The sequence below is a fragment of the Streptomyces sp. NPDC001507 genome (genome assembly GCF_042894765.1).
GTDB lineage: Bacteria > Actinomycetota > Actinomycetes > Streptomycetales > Streptomycetaceae > Streptomyces.
In genome coordinates this window covers 398,425-414,880 of record NZ_JBIAVV010000003.1, presented here as the reverse complement: position 1 = coordinate 414,880, position 16,456 = coordinate 398,425, and the positions used below count along the sequence as shown (strand labels likewise).

The 16,456-nt window shown below is 71.6% G+C and carries 13 protein-coding genes; 6 read left to right on the top strand and 7 right to left on the bottom strand.

What is annotated here, in order from left to right; translation table 11 throughout:
* Positions 1–312 precede the first annotated feature (312 nt).
* Positions 313–1,143 (top strand): hypothetical protein, encoded by an 831-nt coding sequence (locus tag ACFY0K_RS12215; RefSeq protein ID WP_390639753.1) that lies wholly within the window; start codon positions 313–315, stop codon positions 1,141–1,143.
* A gap of 55 nt (positions 1,144–1,198) precedes the next feature.
* Here the strand turns inward: ACFY0K_RS12215 and mmsA are convergent, their stop codons facing one another.
* Genes mmsA through iolC form a run of 5 tightly spaced genes read right to left on the bottom strand, consistent with a single transcriptional unit; the run spans position 1,199 to position 7,301 of the window.
* A complete protein-coding gene (mmsA, locus tag ACFY0K_RS12210; RefSeq protein ID WP_390639752.1) occupies positions 1,199–2,701 on the bottom strand; it encodes a CoA-acylating methylmalonate-semialdehyde dehydrogenase in 1,503 nt (500 codons plus the stop codon).
* A gap of 14 nt (positions 2,702–2,715) precedes the next feature.
* On the bottom strand, positions 2,716–4,587 hold the full coding sequence (iolD, locus tag ACFY0K_RS12205) for a 3D-(3,5/4)-trihydroxycyclohexane-1,2-dione acylhydrolase (decyclizing) (RefSeq protein WP_390639751.1): 1,872 nt from the start codon (positions 4,585–4,587) through the stop codon (positions 2,716–2,718).
* Positions 4,584–5,399 (bottom strand): 5-deoxy-glucuronate isomerase, encoded by an 816-nt coding sequence (gene iolB / locus ACFY0K_RS12200; protein ID WP_351959078.1) that lies wholly within the window; start codon positions 5,397–5,399, stop codon positions 4,584–4,586. The genes iolD and iolB overlap by 4 nt, the downstream gene beginning before the upstream one ends.
* 10 nt (positions 5,400–5,409) lie before the next feature.
* Positions 5,410–6,291 (bottom strand): deoxyribose-phosphate aldolase, encoded by an 882-nt coding sequence (locus ACFY0K_RS12195; RefSeq protein ID WP_390640000.1) that lies wholly within the window; start codon positions 6,289–6,291, stop codon positions 5,410–5,412.
* Between the two features lie 59 nt (positions 6,292–6,350).
* On the bottom strand, positions 6,351–7,301 hold the full coding sequence (iolC, locus tag ACFY0K_RS12190; RefSeq protein ID WP_351959077.1) for a 5-dehydro-2-deoxygluconokinase: 951 nt from the start codon (positions 7,299–7,301) through the stop codon (positions 6,351–6,353).
* 449 nt (positions 7,302–7,750) lie between these two features.
* Between iolC and ACFY0K_RS12185 the strand changes: the two genes are divergently transcribed.
* A complete protein-coding gene (locus ACFY0K_RS12185; protein ID WP_037649824.1) occupies positions 7,751–7,951 on the top strand; it encodes an AlpA family transcriptional regulator in 201 nt (66 codons plus the stop codon).
* A 17-nt stretch (positions 7,952–7,968) separates the two neighbouring features.
* Here the strand turns inward: ACFY0K_RS12185 and ACFY0K_RS12180 are convergent, their stop codons facing one another.
* The gene (locus ACFY0K_RS12180; protein ID WP_390639750.1) at positions 7,969–9,012 is read right to left on the bottom strand and encodes a zinc-dependent alcohol dehydrogenase family protein; all 1,044 of its coding nucleotides are present in this window, start codon (positions 9,010–9,012) and stop codon (positions 7,969–7,971) included.
* 233 nt (positions 9,013–9,245) lie between these two features.
* Positions 9,246–11,504, bottom strand: a complete 2,259-nt coding sequence (locus ACFY0K_RS12175) for an MMPL family transporter (RefSeq protein WP_390639749.1) — start codon at positions 11,502–11,504, stop codon at positions 9,246–9,248.
* A 198-nt stretch (positions 11,505–11,702) separates the two neighbouring features.
* Between ACFY0K_RS12175 and ACFY0K_RS12170 the strand changes: the two genes are divergently transcribed.
* From ACFY0K_RS12170 to ACFY0K_RS12155, 4 genes are all read left to right on the top strand, one after another.
* Complete coding sequence (locus ACFY0K_RS12170; RefSeq protein WP_390639748.1) at positions 11,703–12,383, top strand: TetR/AcrR family transcriptional regulator; 681 nt, start codon at positions 11,703–11,705, stop codon at positions 12,381–12,383.
* Between the two features lie 159 nt (positions 12,384–12,542).
* On the top strand, positions 12,543–13,493 hold the full coding sequence (locus tag ACFY0K_RS12165; RefSeq protein WP_390639747.1) for a PrsW family intramembrane metalloprotease: 951 nt from the start codon (positions 12,543–12,545) through the stop codon (positions 13,491–13,493).
* A gap of 73 nt (positions 13,494–13,566) precedes the next feature.
* The gene (locus tag ACFY0K_RS12160) at positions 13,567–13,806 is read left to right on the top strand and encodes a heavy-metal-associated domain-containing protein (RefSeq protein ID WP_093508307.1); all 240 of its coding nucleotides are present in this window, start codon (positions 13,567–13,569) and stop codon (positions 13,804–13,806) included.
* Between the two features lie 155 nt (positions 13,807–13,961).
* The gene (locus ACFY0K_RS12155; protein WP_390639746.1) at positions 13,962–16,232 is read left to right on the top strand and encodes a heavy metal translocating P-type ATPase; all 2,271 of its coding nucleotides are present in this window, start codon (positions 13,962–13,964) and stop codon (positions 16,230–16,232) included.
* The last annotated feature ends 224 nt before the right edge of the window (positions 16,233–16,456 follow it).

The window sequence follows — 16,456 nt, the reverse complement described above, 5'->3', positions numbered from 1 at the left end:
GGCCAGGAGCGCTATCGCCTCCGGCGGCTCGTCTCTTACGTCCTGCGTCCGCTCCCGGTTGCGATGCATGGAACCCCGACGAAAACCGTCACGTCAATGGCCGTTAACCTACGGAATCCGTAGATCCATTCGCTGTATTCCGCGAATACGGCGATACGAGGTAGGCCGTTCCACGCTGTCGGCCTCTACGAGAATCGCAGCGCGGGCGTCAAAAAAACGTGAGGACGTCCGGTATCCGGACCTGTCAGTGTGTCCCGTTAGAGTCATCGACAGCAGAACTCACAACCGAATCACAGCAATGGGTGGGGACTCATGAAGCTGAAGTACACCGCTGCCTGGGTGGGGTTCACGGCGGCGGCGACGGTCGCCGTGTCCGCGTGCGGCTCCGGCGGAGTGAAGACGGCCGCCTCGGCCGTGGACGGCGCGGACAAGATCATGGCGGCGCTCTCACGCGCGACCGACCGGACCGACCAGCTGGGCTCGGCGAAGGTGAGGATGAGCACCGTCATCGGCGCGGGCGCCCCGGTCACCATGAACGGCACCTTCTCCTGGGGAGACGGCCTGGCGATGGACGTCCTGATGGACACCAAGTCCGCGAAGATGGAGGCTCTCCAGCACAGCTCCACCATCCGGACCCTGTTCGTGGACGGCGCCTACTACTACGACGTCGACCCGCAGGCCTCCGGCCCGCTCAAGGGCAAGCAGTGGATGAAGATCGACGCGTCGGCCCTCTTCGGCGACAAGGGCGCCCAGGCCTTCAGCGGGAACAGCGCGGGCAACCCGGCGGCCACGCTGAAGTACCTCAAGTACGCGAAGAACGTGAAGGACTTCGGCACGGAGACCGTCGACGGGCAGCGCACGACCCACTACCAGGCCGTCGTCGACCAGGCGCAGATGGGGAAGTTCAAGGACGCCTACGGCAGTGACGGCATGACCGCGATGACCGGCGGCGGCTCGATGACGATGAATCTGTGGCTGAACGCCAAGGATCTGCCGGTCCGCCTGAAAGAGCGGATCGGCAAGATGACCGTGACCATGGACTTCGAGAAGTTCGGCGCCACCACGCCGGTGAAGGCCCCGCCGGCCGCCCAGACCGGCGACCTCACCCAGGTGATCGAGGATTACCGGAAGAAGCAGGGCTGACCCCGGACACACCGGTGCCCCGCTCCTCCCGGGAGGGGCGGGGCACCGTGCCTGGTCAGTGGTTGCGCGGGAAGCCCAGGTCGACGCCCGCAGGGGCCTCGGAGGGGTCCGGCCAGCGGGTGGTGACGACCTTGCCGCGGGTGTAGAAGTGCGTGCCGTCGTTGCCGTAGATGTGGTGGTCGCCGAAGAGCGAGTCCTTCCAGCCACCGAAGGAGTGGTAGCCGACGGGGACCGGGATCGGCACGTTGACGCCGACCATGCCGGCCTCGATCTCCAGCTGGAAGCGGCGGGCGGCGCCGCCGTCCCGGGTGAAGATCGCGGTGCCGTTGCCGAAGGGGGAGGCGTTGATCAGGGCGACACCCTCCTCGTACGTGTCCACGCGCAGGACACAGAGGACGGGGCCGAAGATCTCGTCCTGGTAGGCCTTGGCGGTGGTGGGCACCTTGTCGAGGAGCGAGATGCCGATCCAGTGGCCGTCCTCGAAGCCCTCGACCGTGTAGCCGGTGCCGTCCAGGACGACCTCGGCACCCTCGGCGGCGGCGCCGGAGACGTAGGAGGCCACCTTGTCGCGGTGGACGGCCGTGATCAGCGGGCCCATCTCAGAGGTGGGGTCGTTGCCGGGGCCGATCTTGATCTTCTCGGCGCGCTCGCGGATCTTCTCCACCAGCTCGTCGCCGATCGCGCCCACCGCGACGACCGCGGAGATGGCCATGCAGCGCTCGCCGGCCGAGCCGTAGGCGGCGGAGACGGCCGCGTCGGCCGCCGCGTCCAGGTCCGCGTCGGGGAGGACCAGCATGTGGTTCTTGGCGCCGCCGAGCGCCTGGACGCGCTTGTGGTTGGCGGAGGCGGTGGTGTGGATGTAGCGGGCGATCGGGGTCGAGCCGACGAAGGAGACCGCCTTGACGTCCGGGTGCTCCAGGAGCCGGTCGACGGCCACCTTGTCACCGTGGACCACGTTGAAGACGCCGTCGGGCAGCCCGGCCTCGGCCAGCAGCTCGGCGAGCTTGACCGACGCCGACGGGTCCTTCTCGGACGGCTTCAGCACGAAGGTGTTGCCGGTCGCGATGGCGATCGGGAACATCCACATCGGGACCATCGCCGGGAAGTTGAACGGCGTGATACCCGCGACCACGCCGAGGGGCTGGCGGATCGAGGAGACGTCCACGCGGGACGCGACCTGCGTGGACAGCTCGCCCTTCAGCTGCACGCTGATGCCGCACGCCAGGTCCACGATCTCCAGACCGCGGGCGACCTCGCCGAGGGCGTCGCTGTGCACCTTGCCGTGCTCGGCCGTGATCAGCTCGGCGATCGCGTCCCGGTTCGCGTCCAGGAGGGCGCGGAAGCGGAACAGGATCTCCGTGCGCTTGGCCAGCGAGGACTGGCCCCAGGTGACGAACGCGTCCTTGGCGGCGGCGACCGCGGCGTCGACCTCGTCGACCGACGCGAACGCGACCTTCGTGGTGACCGCGCCGGTGGCCGGGTCGGTGACCGGCCCGTAGTTGCCCGACGTGCCGTCGACGGACTTGCCGCCGATCCAGTGGTTGACGATCTTCGTCATGACCGGTTACTCCTTCACAGATGGCGGCGTCGGGTGGAGACGTGCCGTTCGTAGAGCTCACGTGCCTTGACCGCGGAGGATCGGGTCGCGGTCTCGGCCACAGGTACATCCCACCAGGCCTGCGCGGGAGGCGGGCCCGACACAGTGTCGGCCGTTTCGGTCTCCACGTAGACACATGTGGGAGTGTCGGCGGCCCGCGCCTCGGCGAGCGCCGCGCGCAGGTCCCGGACAGTCTTCGCGCGCAGGACGCGCATGCCGAGGCTGGCCGCGTTGGCGGCCAGGTCGACGGGGAGCGGGGCACCCGTGAAGGTGCCGTCGTCCGAGGTGAAGCGGTACGCGGTGCCGAACCGCTCGCCGCCCACCGACTCGGAGAGTCCGCCGATGGAGGCGTAGCCGTGGTTCTGCACCAGCAGCACCTTGATGGCGATGCCCTCCTGGACGGCGGTGACGATCTCGGTCGGCATCATCAGATACGTGCCGTCGCCGACCAGCGCCCACACGTTCCGTTCCGGTGCAGCGAGTTTCACCCCGATGGCGGCAGGTATCTCGTAGCCCATGCAGGAGTAGCCGTACTCCAGGTGGTACTGGTCCCGTGATCGCGGCCGCCACATCCGGTGCAGGTCGCCGGGGAGCGAGCCGGCCGCGTTGACCAGGACGTCCGTCTCGTCGACGAGCGCGTCCAGGGCGCCGAGGACCTGCGGCTGGGTCGGCCGGATGTCGGGCTCGTCGGCCTCGTAGCAGGCGTCGACGCGCTGCTCCCAGCGCTCCTTGTCCTCGGTGTACTCGGTGACGTACGAGTCGGCGGTCCGGTGGCCGTCCAGGGCCTTGGTCAGCTCCGTGAGGGCGCTGCGGGCGTCGGCTATCAAGGGCAGGCCGGCCAGCTTGTGGCCGTCGTACGGGGCGATGTTGAGGTTGAGGAAGCGGACGTCCGGGTTTTCGAAGAGGGTGCCGGAGGCCGTGGTGAAGTCGGTGTAGCGGGTGCCGACGCCGATCACCAGGTCGGCGGTGCGGGCGAGTTCGTCGGCGGTGGCGGTGCCGGTGTGGCCGATGCCGCCGACGTCCTGCGGGTGGTCCCAGCGGAGCGAGCCCTTGCCGGCCTGGGTCGAGGCGACCGGGATGCGCGTGGCCGCGGCGAACTCGGTGAGGACGGCCTCGGCGCGGCTGTGGTGGACCCCGCCGCCCGCGATGACCAGGGGCCTGCGCGCGTTCCTGACCGCCTGCACGGCCGCGGCCAGTTCGACGGGGTCGGCGCCCGGCCGTCGTACGGTCCACACCCGCTCGGCGAAGAACTCCTCCGGCCAGTCGTACGCCTCGGCCTGCACGTCCTGCGGGAGGGCGAGGGTGACGGCGCCGGTCTCGACGGGGTCGGTGAGGACCCGCATGGCGGCGAGGGCGGCGGGGATCAGCTGTTCGGGGCGGTTGATCCGGTCGAAGAACTTCGAGACGGGGCGGAGGGTGTCGTTGACGGACACGTCGGCCGCGTGCGGGACTTCGAGCTGCTGGAGCACCGGGTCGGCGGGCCGGGTGGCGAAGACGTCGCCGGGGAGGAGCAGGACCGGGAGGTGGTTGATGGTGGCGAGGGCGGCGCCGGTGACCAGGTTGGTGGCGCCCGGCCCGACGGAAGTCGTCACGGCGTGCGTGGCGAGACGGTTCGATTGACGCGCGTAGCCGACCGCCGCGTGCACCATGGCCTGTTCGTTACGGCCCTGGTGGTACGGCATCTCGTCCCGGTACTCGAGGAGCGCCTGGCCGAGGCCGGCCACGTTGCCGTGGCCGAAGATGCCCCAGGTGGCGCCGATCAGGCGGCGGCGCTCGCCGTCCCGCTCGGTGAACTGGACGGCGAGGAAGCGGACAAGCGCTTGCGCGACGGTCAACCGAATCGTCATCGGTAACCCTCCGTATGGTCCGGGTGGAAGCAGATCCGCCACTCCCGCGTCGCACCGGGCCCCGCCATGACGTTCAGGTAGTACATGTCGTGGCCGGGCTGCGCGATCGACGGGCCGTGCCATCCGTCGGGAACGAGCACGGCGTCGCCGGAGCGGACCTCGGCGAGGACGTCCGTACCGCCCTCACGGGAGGGGAATACGCGCTGATACCCGAATCCGTTCGCGCCGTCGATCTCGAAGTAGTAGATCTCCTCCAGCTCCGACTCCTCGCCGGGCCGGTACTCGTCGTGCTTGTGCGACGGGTACGAGGACCAGTTGCCGCCGGGGGTGACGACCTCCACGGCGATCAGCTTGTCGCAGTCGAACGCGTCCGCGGAGGCGAAGTTGCGCACCTGCCGGGCGGCGGTGCCGCTGCCGCGGTCTTCGACGGGAACCTCCGGCGCGGGGCCGTAGCGGGCGGGGAGTCGTCGCTCGCACTTCGCTCCTGCCAGGGCGAAGCGGCCTCCCGCGCCGGAGGCGATCTGGACCTGGGCGTCCCGGGGCACGTACACGAAGTCGGAGACTCCGCTGAACACGCTCTCCCGGCCCAGGATCTGGAACTCGTTTCCCTCTGTTTGCACCGTACAACCGCCCTGCAGCGGAAGCACGATCCACTCGCTGTCCCCGGTGGTGAACAAATGCGTTCCACCAGGGGGCAGTTCGACGATCCGGAGGCTGCTGTGCGCCCAGCCGGCCCGCTTGGGGTCGATGTCGAGCGCGTACTGGGCGTTCGCGGTCGAACCCTTGCCGAGATGCAGCTCGTTGGTCGTCATCTTCTCGCCCTCACAGGAGTCCGACGGCGGTGTCCACGGCGGCGGCCACGTCGCCGTCCGCCGGGTACAGCAGCGAACGGCCGACCACCAGGCCGCGCACGGTGGGGAGTTGCAGGGCGCTGCGCCACTTCTCGTACGCACCGTCCTGGTCGTCCCCGACCTCGCCGCCCAGCAGCACGGCGGGGAGGGTGGACGTCTCCATGACCCGGGCCATGTCGTCGGGGTTCTCGGTGACCGGCAGCTTCAGCCAGGTGTAGGCCGAACTGCCGCCGAGGCCCGAGGCGATGGCGATGGACCTGGTGACCGCCTCCGCGGACAGGTCGTTCCTGACCTTGCCCTCGGGGGTGCGGCGGCTGATGAACGGCTCGACGAAGACCGGCAGCCGGCGCGCGGCCATGTCGTCGACGGCGCGGGCCGTGGACTCCAGGGTGGTGAGGGAGCCCGGGTCGTCGTAGTCGATGCGCAGGAGCAGCTTGCCGGCGTCGAACCCGAGGCGCTGTATGTCCTCGGGACGGTGGCCGGTGAAGCGGTCGTCGAGCTCGAAGGAGGCGCCCTGCAGTCCGCCGCGGTTCATCGAGCCCATGACGACCTTGCCGTCGAGGGCGCCGAGCAGCAGCAGGTCGTCCAGGATGTCGGCGGTGGCGAGGACACCGTCGACGCCGGGGCGGGACAGCGCCAGGCAGAGCCGTTCCAGCAGTTCGGCCCGGTTGGCCATGGCGAGCTTGTCGCCGCCCACGCCGAGGGCGCCGCGGGCCGGGTGGTCGGCGGCCACGATCATCAGCTTGCCGTCCTCGTTGAGGAGCGGACGGCGGGAGCGCCGGGCGGCCGCCTCGGCGATCGCCTCGGGGTGGTGGGTGCGGGTGTGGACGAGGGCGGAGATGTCCACCTTCACCTGCGGGGCGGGGGCGCCTGCGCCGCCCTCGTGGTGCGCGCCCGCGACGCGGCCGGCCCTCACAGCACCGCTCCGGCGGCGAGCGCGGCGTCGATCTCGTCGCCGGTCGGCATCGCGGAGGAGCACTCCAGGCGGGAGGCGACGATGGCACCGGCCGCGTTGGCGTGCCGCATGGTCTTCTCCAGGTCCCAGCCTTCGAGGAGGCCGTGGCAGAGGGAGCCGCCGAAGGCGTCACCGGCGCCGAGGCCGTTCAGGACGTTGACGGGCAGCGGCGGGACCTCGGCGGCGTCGCCGTCGCGGCTGACGGCGAGGACGCCCTTGGGGCCCTGCTTGACGACGGCGATCTCGACCCCGGCGTCTAGGAGGGCCTGGGCGGCGGCCTGCGGCTCGCGCACTCCGGTCGCGACCTCCACCTCGTCGAGGTTGCCGACGGCGACGGTGGCGTGCTTGAGCGCCTCGGCGTAGAACGGCCGGGCGGCGTCCGGGTCCTTCCAGAACATCGGGCGCCAGTCGAGGTCGAACACGGTCGTGCCGGCCTTGGCCCGGTGGGCGAGGGCCGCGAGGGTCGCCGTGCGGCTGGGCTCCTCGCTCAGGCCGGTGCCGGTGATCCAGAAGATGCGGGCCGCGCGGACGGCGTCCAGGTCCAGCTCGTGGGCGTCGATCTCCAGGTCCGGGGCCTTGGGCTGCCGGTAGAAGTACAGCGGGAAGTCGTCCGGCGGGAAGATCTCGCAGAACGTGACCGGGGTGTTCAGGCCGGGGACCGGGGTGACCCAGCGGTCGTCCACGCCGAAGCCCTGGAGGGCCTCGTGCAGGTAGGCGCCGAAGGCGTCGTCACCGGTGCGGGTGATGACGGCGGTGCTGCGGCCGAGGCGGGCGGCCGCCACGGCCACGTTCGTCGCCGACCCGCCGAGGAACTTGCCGAAGGACGACACCTGGGCGAGCGGGACTCCGGTCTGGAGCGGATAGAGATCCACCCCGATCCGCCCCATGGTGATCAGGTCGTACGCCATCGGCTTCCCTTCGTCATTGCTCTCCCGTGGTTTGTAGTCCGGGAGAGGACGTCGTGTCAATGGTTTGTCCGGACATTCTGACGAGAAGGGGTGGTGCCGAGGTGCCCATGGGGGTGGCAGGACCCGCGAGGTGCGCGGGTGCGGGCCGGGGGTGGCCGGTCGCGCAGTTCCCCGTGCCCCCGTGGGGCGCTTCACGGCCGCGCCGATGTCAACACGCCCCGCCGATGAACCCCCGTGTTTCTGTGCCCCGGCTGTGTCACAAACTCTCCCCCCGTGTCACACATGTCGCGCGTACGCGGGCTCTCGGTCACACCCGGCCCACAGGCGCTTGCGCACAGTCACTCTCCGTCGTTCACCGGGCACAGGCTTTGTGATCGCCAGCGCAGCGCCCGGCTCCCCCGACGACCGATTCCGGTCGCCCCCGCGGCGCGCGCAGGGAGGTGCATCTCATGACCGACCGACGGCTCTGGTCATACAAGGAGATCGCGGCACACATCCGGGTGCAGCCGGACACCGTGCGCTCCTACCGCAAGCACGGGCTGCTCCCGCCGCCCGACCACGTCGAGGGCGGCAAGCCCTACTGGTACGCCGACACGGTCCGTGCCTGGGTCGCCTCCCGGCCGGGCAACCGGGGGCGCAGAGACCTCTGAGGCGGAGCGCCGCCGGGTCAGGCCCAGGGCTCGATGACCGTCACCCCGGCCGCCGGTGCCCCGTCCATCGCCGCCAGGGCCGCCGGGGCCGCGTCCAGGCTGATCGTCGAGGTGACGAGGAGGTCGGGGCGGAGGGTGCCGCCGCGGACCAGTTCGAGCATGGCGGGGTAGGTGTGGGCCGCCATGCCGTGGCTGCCGAGGAGCTCCAGCTCCAGGGCGATCACGCGGGCCATCGGCACGGGGGTGTTGCCGTCCGGGGACGGAAGCAGGCCCACCTGGACATGGCGGCCGCGCCGGCGCAGGGAGTTGACCGAGGCGGCCGAGGTGGCGGGTGAGCCGAGGGCGTCCAGGGAGAGGTGGGCGCCGCCGGAGGTCAGGTCGCGGACCGCCGCCGCGGGGTCCGCGGTGTCCGACGCGTTCACAGCGTGGGCCGCGCCGAACTTCCGTGCCAGGTCCAGGGCTTGGGGCGACACGTCGACCGCCGTCACCCGCGCCCCCGACGCCGCCGCGATCATCACCGCCGACAGGCCCACGCCCCCACAGCCGTACACCGCGACCCACTCCCCCGCCGCGACCCGGCCCTGCTGGACCACGGCACGGAAGGCGGTGGCGAAGCGGCAGCCCAGGGAGGCGGCGGTGGCGTACGACATGTCGTCCGGGATCGCCACCAGGTTCACGTCGGCGTGGTCCAGCGCCACGTACTGGGCGAAGGAGCCCCAGTGCGTGAAGCCGGGCTGGGTCTGGCGTTCGCAGACCTGCTGGTCGCCGGCCGCGCAGGACGGGCAGCTGCCGCAGGCGCAGACGAAGGGGACGGTGACCCGGTCACCGGGGCGCCAGGCGGTCACCCCGGCGCCGGTCTCCTCGACGACCCCGGCCAGTTCGTGGCCGGGGACGTGCGGGAGGGTGATGTCCGGGTCGTGGCCCTTCCAGCCGTGCCAGTCGCTCCGGCAGAGGCCGGTGGCCTCCACGCGGACGACCACGCCGTGAGGGGCCGGGCGAGGGTCGGGGACGTCCCGTACCTCGGCGGGGGTGGCGTAGTGGTCGAAGACGACGGCTCGCATCGCGCGTGCTCCTTTCGGGGGCTGCGCGAAGGGTAAGCGCTTCGCTGGGGGGCCGTGGTGTGCCAGTTGCTGTTCGCCTTTTGCCGGATGCGGATGCAGGCTGCGGATGCCGGATGCCGGATGCCGACTGCGGCGCCGTCGTGGCTGGTCGCGCAGTTCCCCGCGCCCCTTTGGGGCGCGTCCAGTTCAGGCGCGTCTGGCCGGGGCCGCGGCCGAATGGGGGCGCGGCCGGCTCAGGCGCGGCTGGCCGGGGCCGCGGTCGAATGGGGCGCGGGGGGTTCAGGCGCGGCCGAGTGGGGTGCGGACGCCGGGGGCGTCTGCGGCTCGCCCTCGCTCAGTCCGAACCGGTCGTGGAAGCGGCGCAGGAGGGCCGGGGCCCACCAGGTGGCGTTGCCGGTGAGGCGCATGATGGCCGGGACCAGGAGGCTGCGGACGACCATGGCGTCCATCAGGACCGCCAGGGCGATGCCGAGGCCGAGCATCTTGGTGTTGGTGACCCGGGAGGTGCCGATCGCCACCATCACCACCGCCAGGATGATCGCCGCCGCGGTGATCAGGCCCCCGGTGCGCTGCAGACCGAGCCGGACCGCCCGCTCGTGGTCGCCCGTCCTGTCGTACTCCTCCTTGATGCGGGAGAGCAGGAACACCCCGTAGTCCATCGAGAGGCCGAAGGCGACGCAGAACATCAGGACCGGGAGGGTGGTCTCGATCGAGCCGGGGCTGGTGAAACCGAGCAGGTCCGAGAGGTGGCCGTCCTGGAAGACCCAGACCACCGCGCCGAACATGGCCGTGAGGCTGAGCGCGTTGAGCAGGACCGCCTGTACGGGGATGAGGACGCTGCCGGTGAGGAGGAAGACCAGCAGCAGGGTGACGATCGCTATGATCGCCGCCGCCCAGGGCAGGCGCTCCCCGATGGCGTGCTTGGAGTCGACCAGGACCGCGGCCGTGCCCGTCACCTTCGTGTCGAACGGGGTGTTCAGCGCGCGCAGTTCGCCCACCAGGCGCTGGGCGCCGTCGCCCACCGACTCGCCCTCCGGCTGCACCGTGAAGTACGCCGCGTCGCCCTTGACCAGGGGTCCGGCCACCCCGGACACCTCCGGCAGGGCCGCCACCCGCTCCTTGTACGCCGCGTACTGCGCCCGGGTCGCCCCGCCCTCGGCCAGGACTTCGAGGTCGCCGCCGGGGTTGCCGGGGAAGCCGTCCCGGATGTGCTGCTGGACGACGTGGGACTCGGCGCCGACCGGGAGCTGGCGGTCGTCCGCGGTGCCGAACTTCACGCCCAGGAACGGCAGTCCGAGGACGATCAGGAAAGCCGTGGTGGCGACGGCGAAGAGCGGGGCCCGGCGCATCACCAGGGTCGCGGCGCGGGCCCAGGCCGTGCCCTCGGCGCCGGAGGGCCGGGCTTCACGGCCCCTGCGGAACAGCCGGCGCAGGTCCAGCGCGTTGACCCGGTCGCCCAGCAGGATCAGCGCGGCGGGGAGCAGGATCAGGGCGGCGGCCGCGGCCAGCAGGACCACCGCTATGCCGGCGTAGGCGAACGAGCGGAGGAAGTACTGGGGGAAGACGAGCATCGCCGCCAGGGAGACGGCCACCGTCAGGGCCGAGAACAGCACGGTGCGGCCCGCGGTGCGCAGGGTGGTGCCGACCGCCGTCAGGGGGTCGGCGCCCGTGGCCAGTTCCTCGCGGAAACGGCGGACGATGAAGAGCGCGTAGTCGATGGCGAGGCCCAGGCCGAGGGCCGTGGTCAGGTTCATCGCGAAGACCGAGACGTCCGTGAAGGACGTGATGCCGCGCAGGACCGCGTTCGTGCCGAGGATGGCGACGATGCCGATGCCCAGCGGGAGCAGGGCGGCGATCGCGCTGCCGAACACCATCACCAGCAGGACCAGGGTGACGGGCAGGGCGATCAGCTCCGCGCGGGCCAGGTCCTCCTTGATGATCGTCTGCATGTCGCTGCGGACCGCCACCATGCCGCCGACCTTCACGGTCACCGGTCCGTGCGCGCCCCGGTAGTGCGGGGCGATGCGGTCCAGGGTGTCGGCGGCCGCCTTCTCGTCACCGGTGATGCGGGCCGCGATCAGGGCCTCGTGGCCGTCCTCGGCGCGCAGGGACGGCGACTTGGTCTGCCAGTACGAGCCGACGCCTATGACGCCCTTCTCGCCGGACAGCCGGGTGACGAGGACCTTCGCCTCGGCCGCCACCGCCGGGCTGTCCACCGAGCCGCCCCGCGCGTCCACCAGGAGGAGCAGGTTGGGCTGGGAGTCCGGGAACTCGCGCTCCAGCGCCTTCGTCGCGTACGTCGACTCGGCGGCCGGGTCCTCCCAGCCGCCGCTGCCCAGCCGGTCGGCGACCCCGCTGCCGGCCAGCACGGCGAGCGCGGTGATCACGAGGGCGAGCAGCAGCGAGAGCCGTGGGCGGGCGGTCACGAACCTGGTCCAGCCCCCTGGGCGGGCCCCGCTCCCGGCCGCCGCGGGCTCGTTGACTTCGGTCATCCTGCGGTGTCCCCTTCACCCTGACCACTGCCTGCCGGTACGCATCCGATTCGTGCACAGGGCAGCATGGGTCGGCCATTGCCTTTTAGACTGGCAAACACGAGTCGTCGCTCGCGTTTCACAAGAATGCGAGCGACCGCTCGTGTTTGTCAATCGCGTTCGAAGAGCTGGGGATAACGCGTGCCCGACAAGCCCGACATGCCAGAGCAGCCCGACGGCCCCCACGGTCCCGACGGCACGACCACGGCCAAGGAACAGCCGCGCCGGCGGCAGGCCCGCGGCGAGCGGCGCATCCAGCAGCTGCTCGAAGCCGCCGCCTCGGTCTTCTGCACCTCGGGCTACACGGCCGCCAGCACCAACGCCATCGCCCGGGAGGCCGGCGTCTCGCCCGGCACGCTCTACCAGTTCTTCCCGAACAAGGAGGCGATCGCGGTCGAGCTGGGCGACCGGCTCATGCACGACCTGCGGGACACCTACGGCGAGGCGCTCGCGCCGATCGACCCCGGCACCTCGCTGACGGACGCGGTCGGCGCCACCGTGGACCGCCTCACCGCCTTCAACACCGAGCACCCCGTGTTCTTCGCGCTGATGCACGGCCCCGACGTGCCCGGCGGGATCACCGAGGCCCACGACGCCCTGCACACCAACCTGCTCGGCCGCGTCGAGGACCTGCTCGCCTCGCTCTTCCCGCCGGACGCCGACAAGGCCCACATCACGCGTACGGCACACGTCAGCCTCGGCATCTACAAGGCGGGACTCGAGCTGGTGCTCAGCCACGAGGGCGCCGAGCGCCAGGCGTACATCCAGGAGATCAAGGACGTGCTCACCCGCTACCTGGAGCCCCTGGTCGGCGACCGCCTCGGCCGCGCCGCCGACTGACCGGCCACCCGCTCGAACCCCCCAGACTGCGACATGCGGTACATCTGCCTAAAGTGCGGGTAAATCGCACCGGTCTCGCGCGGATCCCGCGCCGACACCGAGCCGATCCCGAGCCGACGAGCGCCACCCGCACCCGCAGGAGCACAAGGGGGACCCGCCGTGACCCACTCTCCGCCGCCCGGCCGCCCGCAGGCCCGGATCCCCGGTCCGCAGCAGCCGCCACCGCCGTACCCCCGGATCCGCGCCGGCCTGTGGCGGCGCTGCCTCGGCGGCGGCCTCGCCCTGTGGGCGCTGACCGCGGTGGTCACGTACACGACGAGGGACACCACCCTGCTGCCGACGCTGATCCTGCTCGGCAGCTTTCTCGTCCCGGTCGTCTTCGTGCTGTGGGCGTACGAGCGGCACGGCCGCGACCTCGGGGTCAGCGCGATCCTCGGCTGCTTCCTGACCGGCGGCACGCTCGGGGTGCTGGGCACCTCGGCGGTGGAGTCCTACCTGGTCCGCCCCTCCTGGGGGATGTTCGTCTGCGTCGGCCTGCTCGAGGAGGCGGTGAAGCTCGGCGCGCTGGTGTTCGTGCTGCGCCGGCTGCCCGGGATCCGGGGCATGCGGGCCGGGCTGGTGCTCGGCGCGGCGGTCGGCTTCGGCTTCGCGGCCCTGGAGAGCGCCGGGTACGCGTTCGACGCGGCCGTCTCCACCGAGGGCGTCGACCTGCGCGCGCTGATCGAGACGGAGATCCTGCGCGGGGTGGTGGCCCCCTTCGGGCACGGCCTGTGGACGGCGATCGCCGGCGGCGTCCTGCTCTCCTTCCGCCGCCCGAACGGCCGCTTCCGCGTCACCGCCCCCGTCGTCGCCGCGTACGTCGGGGTCGCCCTGCTGCACGCCCTGTGGGACTCCACGCACGGCATCGCGATCTGGCTGGTGGCGCATCTGGTGGGTACCGGGCTGGAGCCGCAGCTGTTCGCCGAGGGGTACATCCCGCGCCCCAGCGCGGCACAGGAGCACCTCTTCTCGGTGTTCTCGGTCGGCCTGCTGGTACTCGTCTCGCTGTTCGGCGTCGCCTGGGTGGTCTCGCTGGCGCGCCGCGATCCCTCTTGGAGAAATACCCCCTAGGGGTATAGTGTGACGAGAGTGGGGTTCCCTCGTGGGCCCCATCGGCCCCACCCGCCTCGACGAGGAGAACGACATGACCGCCCAGACCGACACACCGGGCTCCGTGACCGCCGTCTACAAGGTGACCGGCATGAGCTGCGGACACTGTGAGGGTTCCGTCTCCGCAGAGATCTCCGGCCTGCCCGGCGTCAGCTCGGTGACGGCCGTCGCGGCCAGCGGCGAGGTCACGGTCGTCTCCGCCGCCCCGCTCGACGAGGAGGCGGTCCGCGCCGCCGTCGACGAGGCGGGCTTCGAGCTCGCCGGCCGCGTCTGAGGGCCCGGCCGCACGCACCGACACGCACCACGAGCAGTACGAGCACCACGAGCACCACGAGCAGTACGTACGACGGAAACGTATCTCTCCGCCGGGCCGTGCCGACCAGCTGATACTGGCTCCGCGCGGTCCGGTCCGTTGTCTGGAGTCCGGACATGACGACCAGCACCACCACCGACACCACCGCACAGACACCGATAGCCCTGCCGCGCCCGGCCGAGGGCGAGTCCGAGGTCGAGCTGCTCATCGGCGGCATGACCTGCGCCTCGTGCGCCGCCCGGGTCGAGAAGAAGCTCAACCGCATGGACGGCGTCACCGCCACCGTGAACTACGCGACCGAGAAGGCGAAGGTCGCATACCCCCAGGGGGTCCAGGTCGCCGACCTGATCGCCACGGTCGTGAAGACGGGTTACACCGCCGAGGAGCCCGCACCCCCGCAGCCGGAGCCGGCGCAGGAGGCCGGGCCGGAGCGGGACCCCGAGCTCGCCGCCCTGCGCCACCGCCTCCTGGTCTCCGCCCTGCTCGCGGCCCCGGTCGTGCTGCTCGCGATGGTCCCGGCGCTGCAGTTCGACAACTGGCAGTGGCTGTCGCTGACGCTCGCCGCCCCGGTGGTCGTCTGGGGCGGCGCGCAGTTCCACCGGGCCGCCTGGACCAACGCCCGGCACGGCGCCGCCACCATGGACACCCTGGTCTCGGTCGGCACGCTGGCCGCGTTCGGCTGGTCGCTGTGGGCGCTGTTCCTCGGCGACGCGGGCATGCCGGGCATGCACGACGAGTTCCGGTTCACCGTCGCCCGGATGGACAGCGCGTCCACGATCTACCTGGAGGTGGCCTCCGGGGTGGTCGCGCTGATCCTGCTCGGCCGTTATCTGGAGGCACGCTCCAAGCGGCGCGCGGGCGCGGCCCTGCGGGCGCTGATGGAACTGGGCGCGAGGGACGTGGCGGTGCTGCGGGACGGGCGCGAGGTGCGGGTCCCGGTGGCGTCGCTGGCGGTCGGCGACCGGTTCGTCGTACGGCCCGGGGAGAAGGTCGCAACCGACGGGACCGTGGTCGAGGGGGCGTCCGTGGTGGACGCCTCGATGCTGACCGGCGAGTCCGTGCCGGTGGACGTGACCGTCGGCGACGCCGTCACGGGCGCGACCGTGAACGCGGGCGGGCGGCTGGTCGTCGCGGTGACCCGGGTCGGCGCCGACACGCAGCTCGCCCGGATGGCGCGGCTGGTGGAGGACGCGCAGAACGGCAAGGCCGAGGTGCAGCGGCTCGCCGACCGGATCTCGGCCGTCTTCGTGCCGGTCGTCATCCTGATCGCGCTCGGCACCTTCGGGGTCTGGCTGGGCGTCACCGGGGACACGGCCGCCGCGTTCACGGCCGCCGTCGCCGTCCTGATCATCGCCTGCCCGTGCGCTCTCGGCCTGGCCACTCCGACCGCGCTGATGGTCGGCACCGGGCGGGGCGCGCAGCTCGGCATCCTCATCAAGGGCCCGGAGGTCCTGGAGTCCACGCGCCGGGTCGACACCGTGGTCCTCGACAAGACCGGGACGGTGACCACCGGGCGGATGAGCCTGCAGGAGGTGTACGCCGTCCAGGGCACCGACGAGGACGAGGTGCTGCGGCTCGCGGGCGCCCTCGAACACGCCTCCGAGCACCCGGTGGCCCGGGCGATCGCCGCGGGGGCCGAGGAGAAGGCCGGCACGCTGCCCGCCGTCGAGGACTTCGCGAACGTCCCCGGACGGGGCGTACGAGGGCGTGTGGAGGGCCGCGAGGTGGCCGTGGGGCGCCTCTTCGACGTGGTGCCGGAGGAGTTGGCCCTGGCCCGCTCCCGGGCCGAGCGGGAGGGCCGTACCGCCGTCCTGGCCGGCTGGGACGGACAGGCCCGGGGTGTCCTCGCGGTCGCCGACGCGGTCAAGGACACCAGCGCCGAGGCGGTCCGGGAGCTGCGTGCGCTCGGGCTGACGCCGGTGCTGCTGACCGGGGACAACCGGGCGGTGGCCGAATCGGTCGCGAAGGCGGTCGGGATCACCGAGGTGGTCGCCGAGGTGCTGCCCGAGGACAAGGTGGACGTCGTACGGCGGCTGCAGCGCGAGGGGCGGACGGTCGCCATGGTCGGCGACGGCGTCAACGACGCGGCGGCGCTGGCCACCGCCGATCTGGGGCTGGCCATGGGGACCGGGACGGACGCGGCGATCGAGGCCGGCGACCTGACCCTGGTGCGCGGGGACCTGCGGGTGGCGGCCGACGCGATCCGGCTGTCCCGGCGGACCCTCGCCACCATCAAGGGCAACCTCGTGTGGGCCTTCGGCTACAACGTGGCCGCGCTCCCGCTGGCCGCCGCCGGCCTCCTCAACCCCATGATCGCGGGGGCCGCGATGGCCTTCTCGTCGGTCTTCGTGGTGACCAACAGTCTGCGGCTGCGCACCTTCCGCTGAAAGTTACCGGCGGTTCGGCTCTGTGGATGTATGAGTCCCCCTAGAGTCCAACGCGCACCTCACATAAGCTCTTCACAAGGCTCGCGCATCATCCTTACGCTTGAGCTCCGATCGCCATATCGGGGCTCTTGCGCATCTATCGGACAGATGCAAGAGACGCAGATCACAGTGATGTGAACGTAACCATCGAAGGGGTTCGAAGGTCTAAGTTGGCGATGTCAGAG

Coding starts and splice junctions, on each gene's coding strand:
- mmsA (WP_390639752.1), bottom strand. CDS start 2,701: ATGACGAAGATCGTCAACCACTGGATCGGCGGCAAGTCCGTCGACGGC.
- ACFY0K_RS12160 (WP_093508307.1), top strand. CDS start 13,567: ATGACCGCCCAGACCGACACACCGGGCTCCGTGACCGCCGTCTACAAG.
- ACFY0K_RS12180 (WP_390639750.1), bottom strand. CDS start 9,012: ATGCGAGCCGTCGTCTTCGACCACTACGCCACCCCCGCCGAGGTACGG.
- iolD (WP_390639751.1), bottom strand. CDS start 4,587: ATGACGATTCGGTTGACCGTCGCGCAAGCGCTTGTCCGCTTCCTCGCC.
- iolB (WP_351959078.1), bottom strand. CDS start 5,399: ATGACGACCAACGAGCTGCATCTCGGCAAGGGTTCGACCGCGAACGCC.
- ACFY0K_RS12215 (WP_390639753.1), top strand. CDS start 313: ATGAAGCTGAAGTACACCGCTGCCTGGGTGGGGTTCACGGCGGCGGCG.
- ACFY0K_RS12170 (WP_390639748.1), top strand. CDS start 11,703: ATGCCAGAGCAGCCCGACGGCCCCCACGGTCCCGACGGCACGACCACG.
- ACFY0K_RS12155 (WP_390639746.1), top strand. CDS start 13,962: ATGACGACCAGCACCACCACCGACACCACCGCACAGACACCGATAGCC.
- ACFY0K_RS12175 (WP_390639749.1), bottom strand. CDS start 11,504: ATGACCGAAGTCAACGAGCCCGCGGCGGCCGGGAGCGGGGCCCGCCCA.
- ACFY0K_RS12185 (WP_037649824.1), top strand. CDS start 7,751: ATGACCGACCGACGGCTCTGGTCATACAAGGAGATCGCGGCACACATC.
- iolC (WP_351959077.1), bottom strand. CDS start 7,301: ATGGCGTACGACCTGATCACCATGGGGCGGATCGGGGTGGATCTCTAT.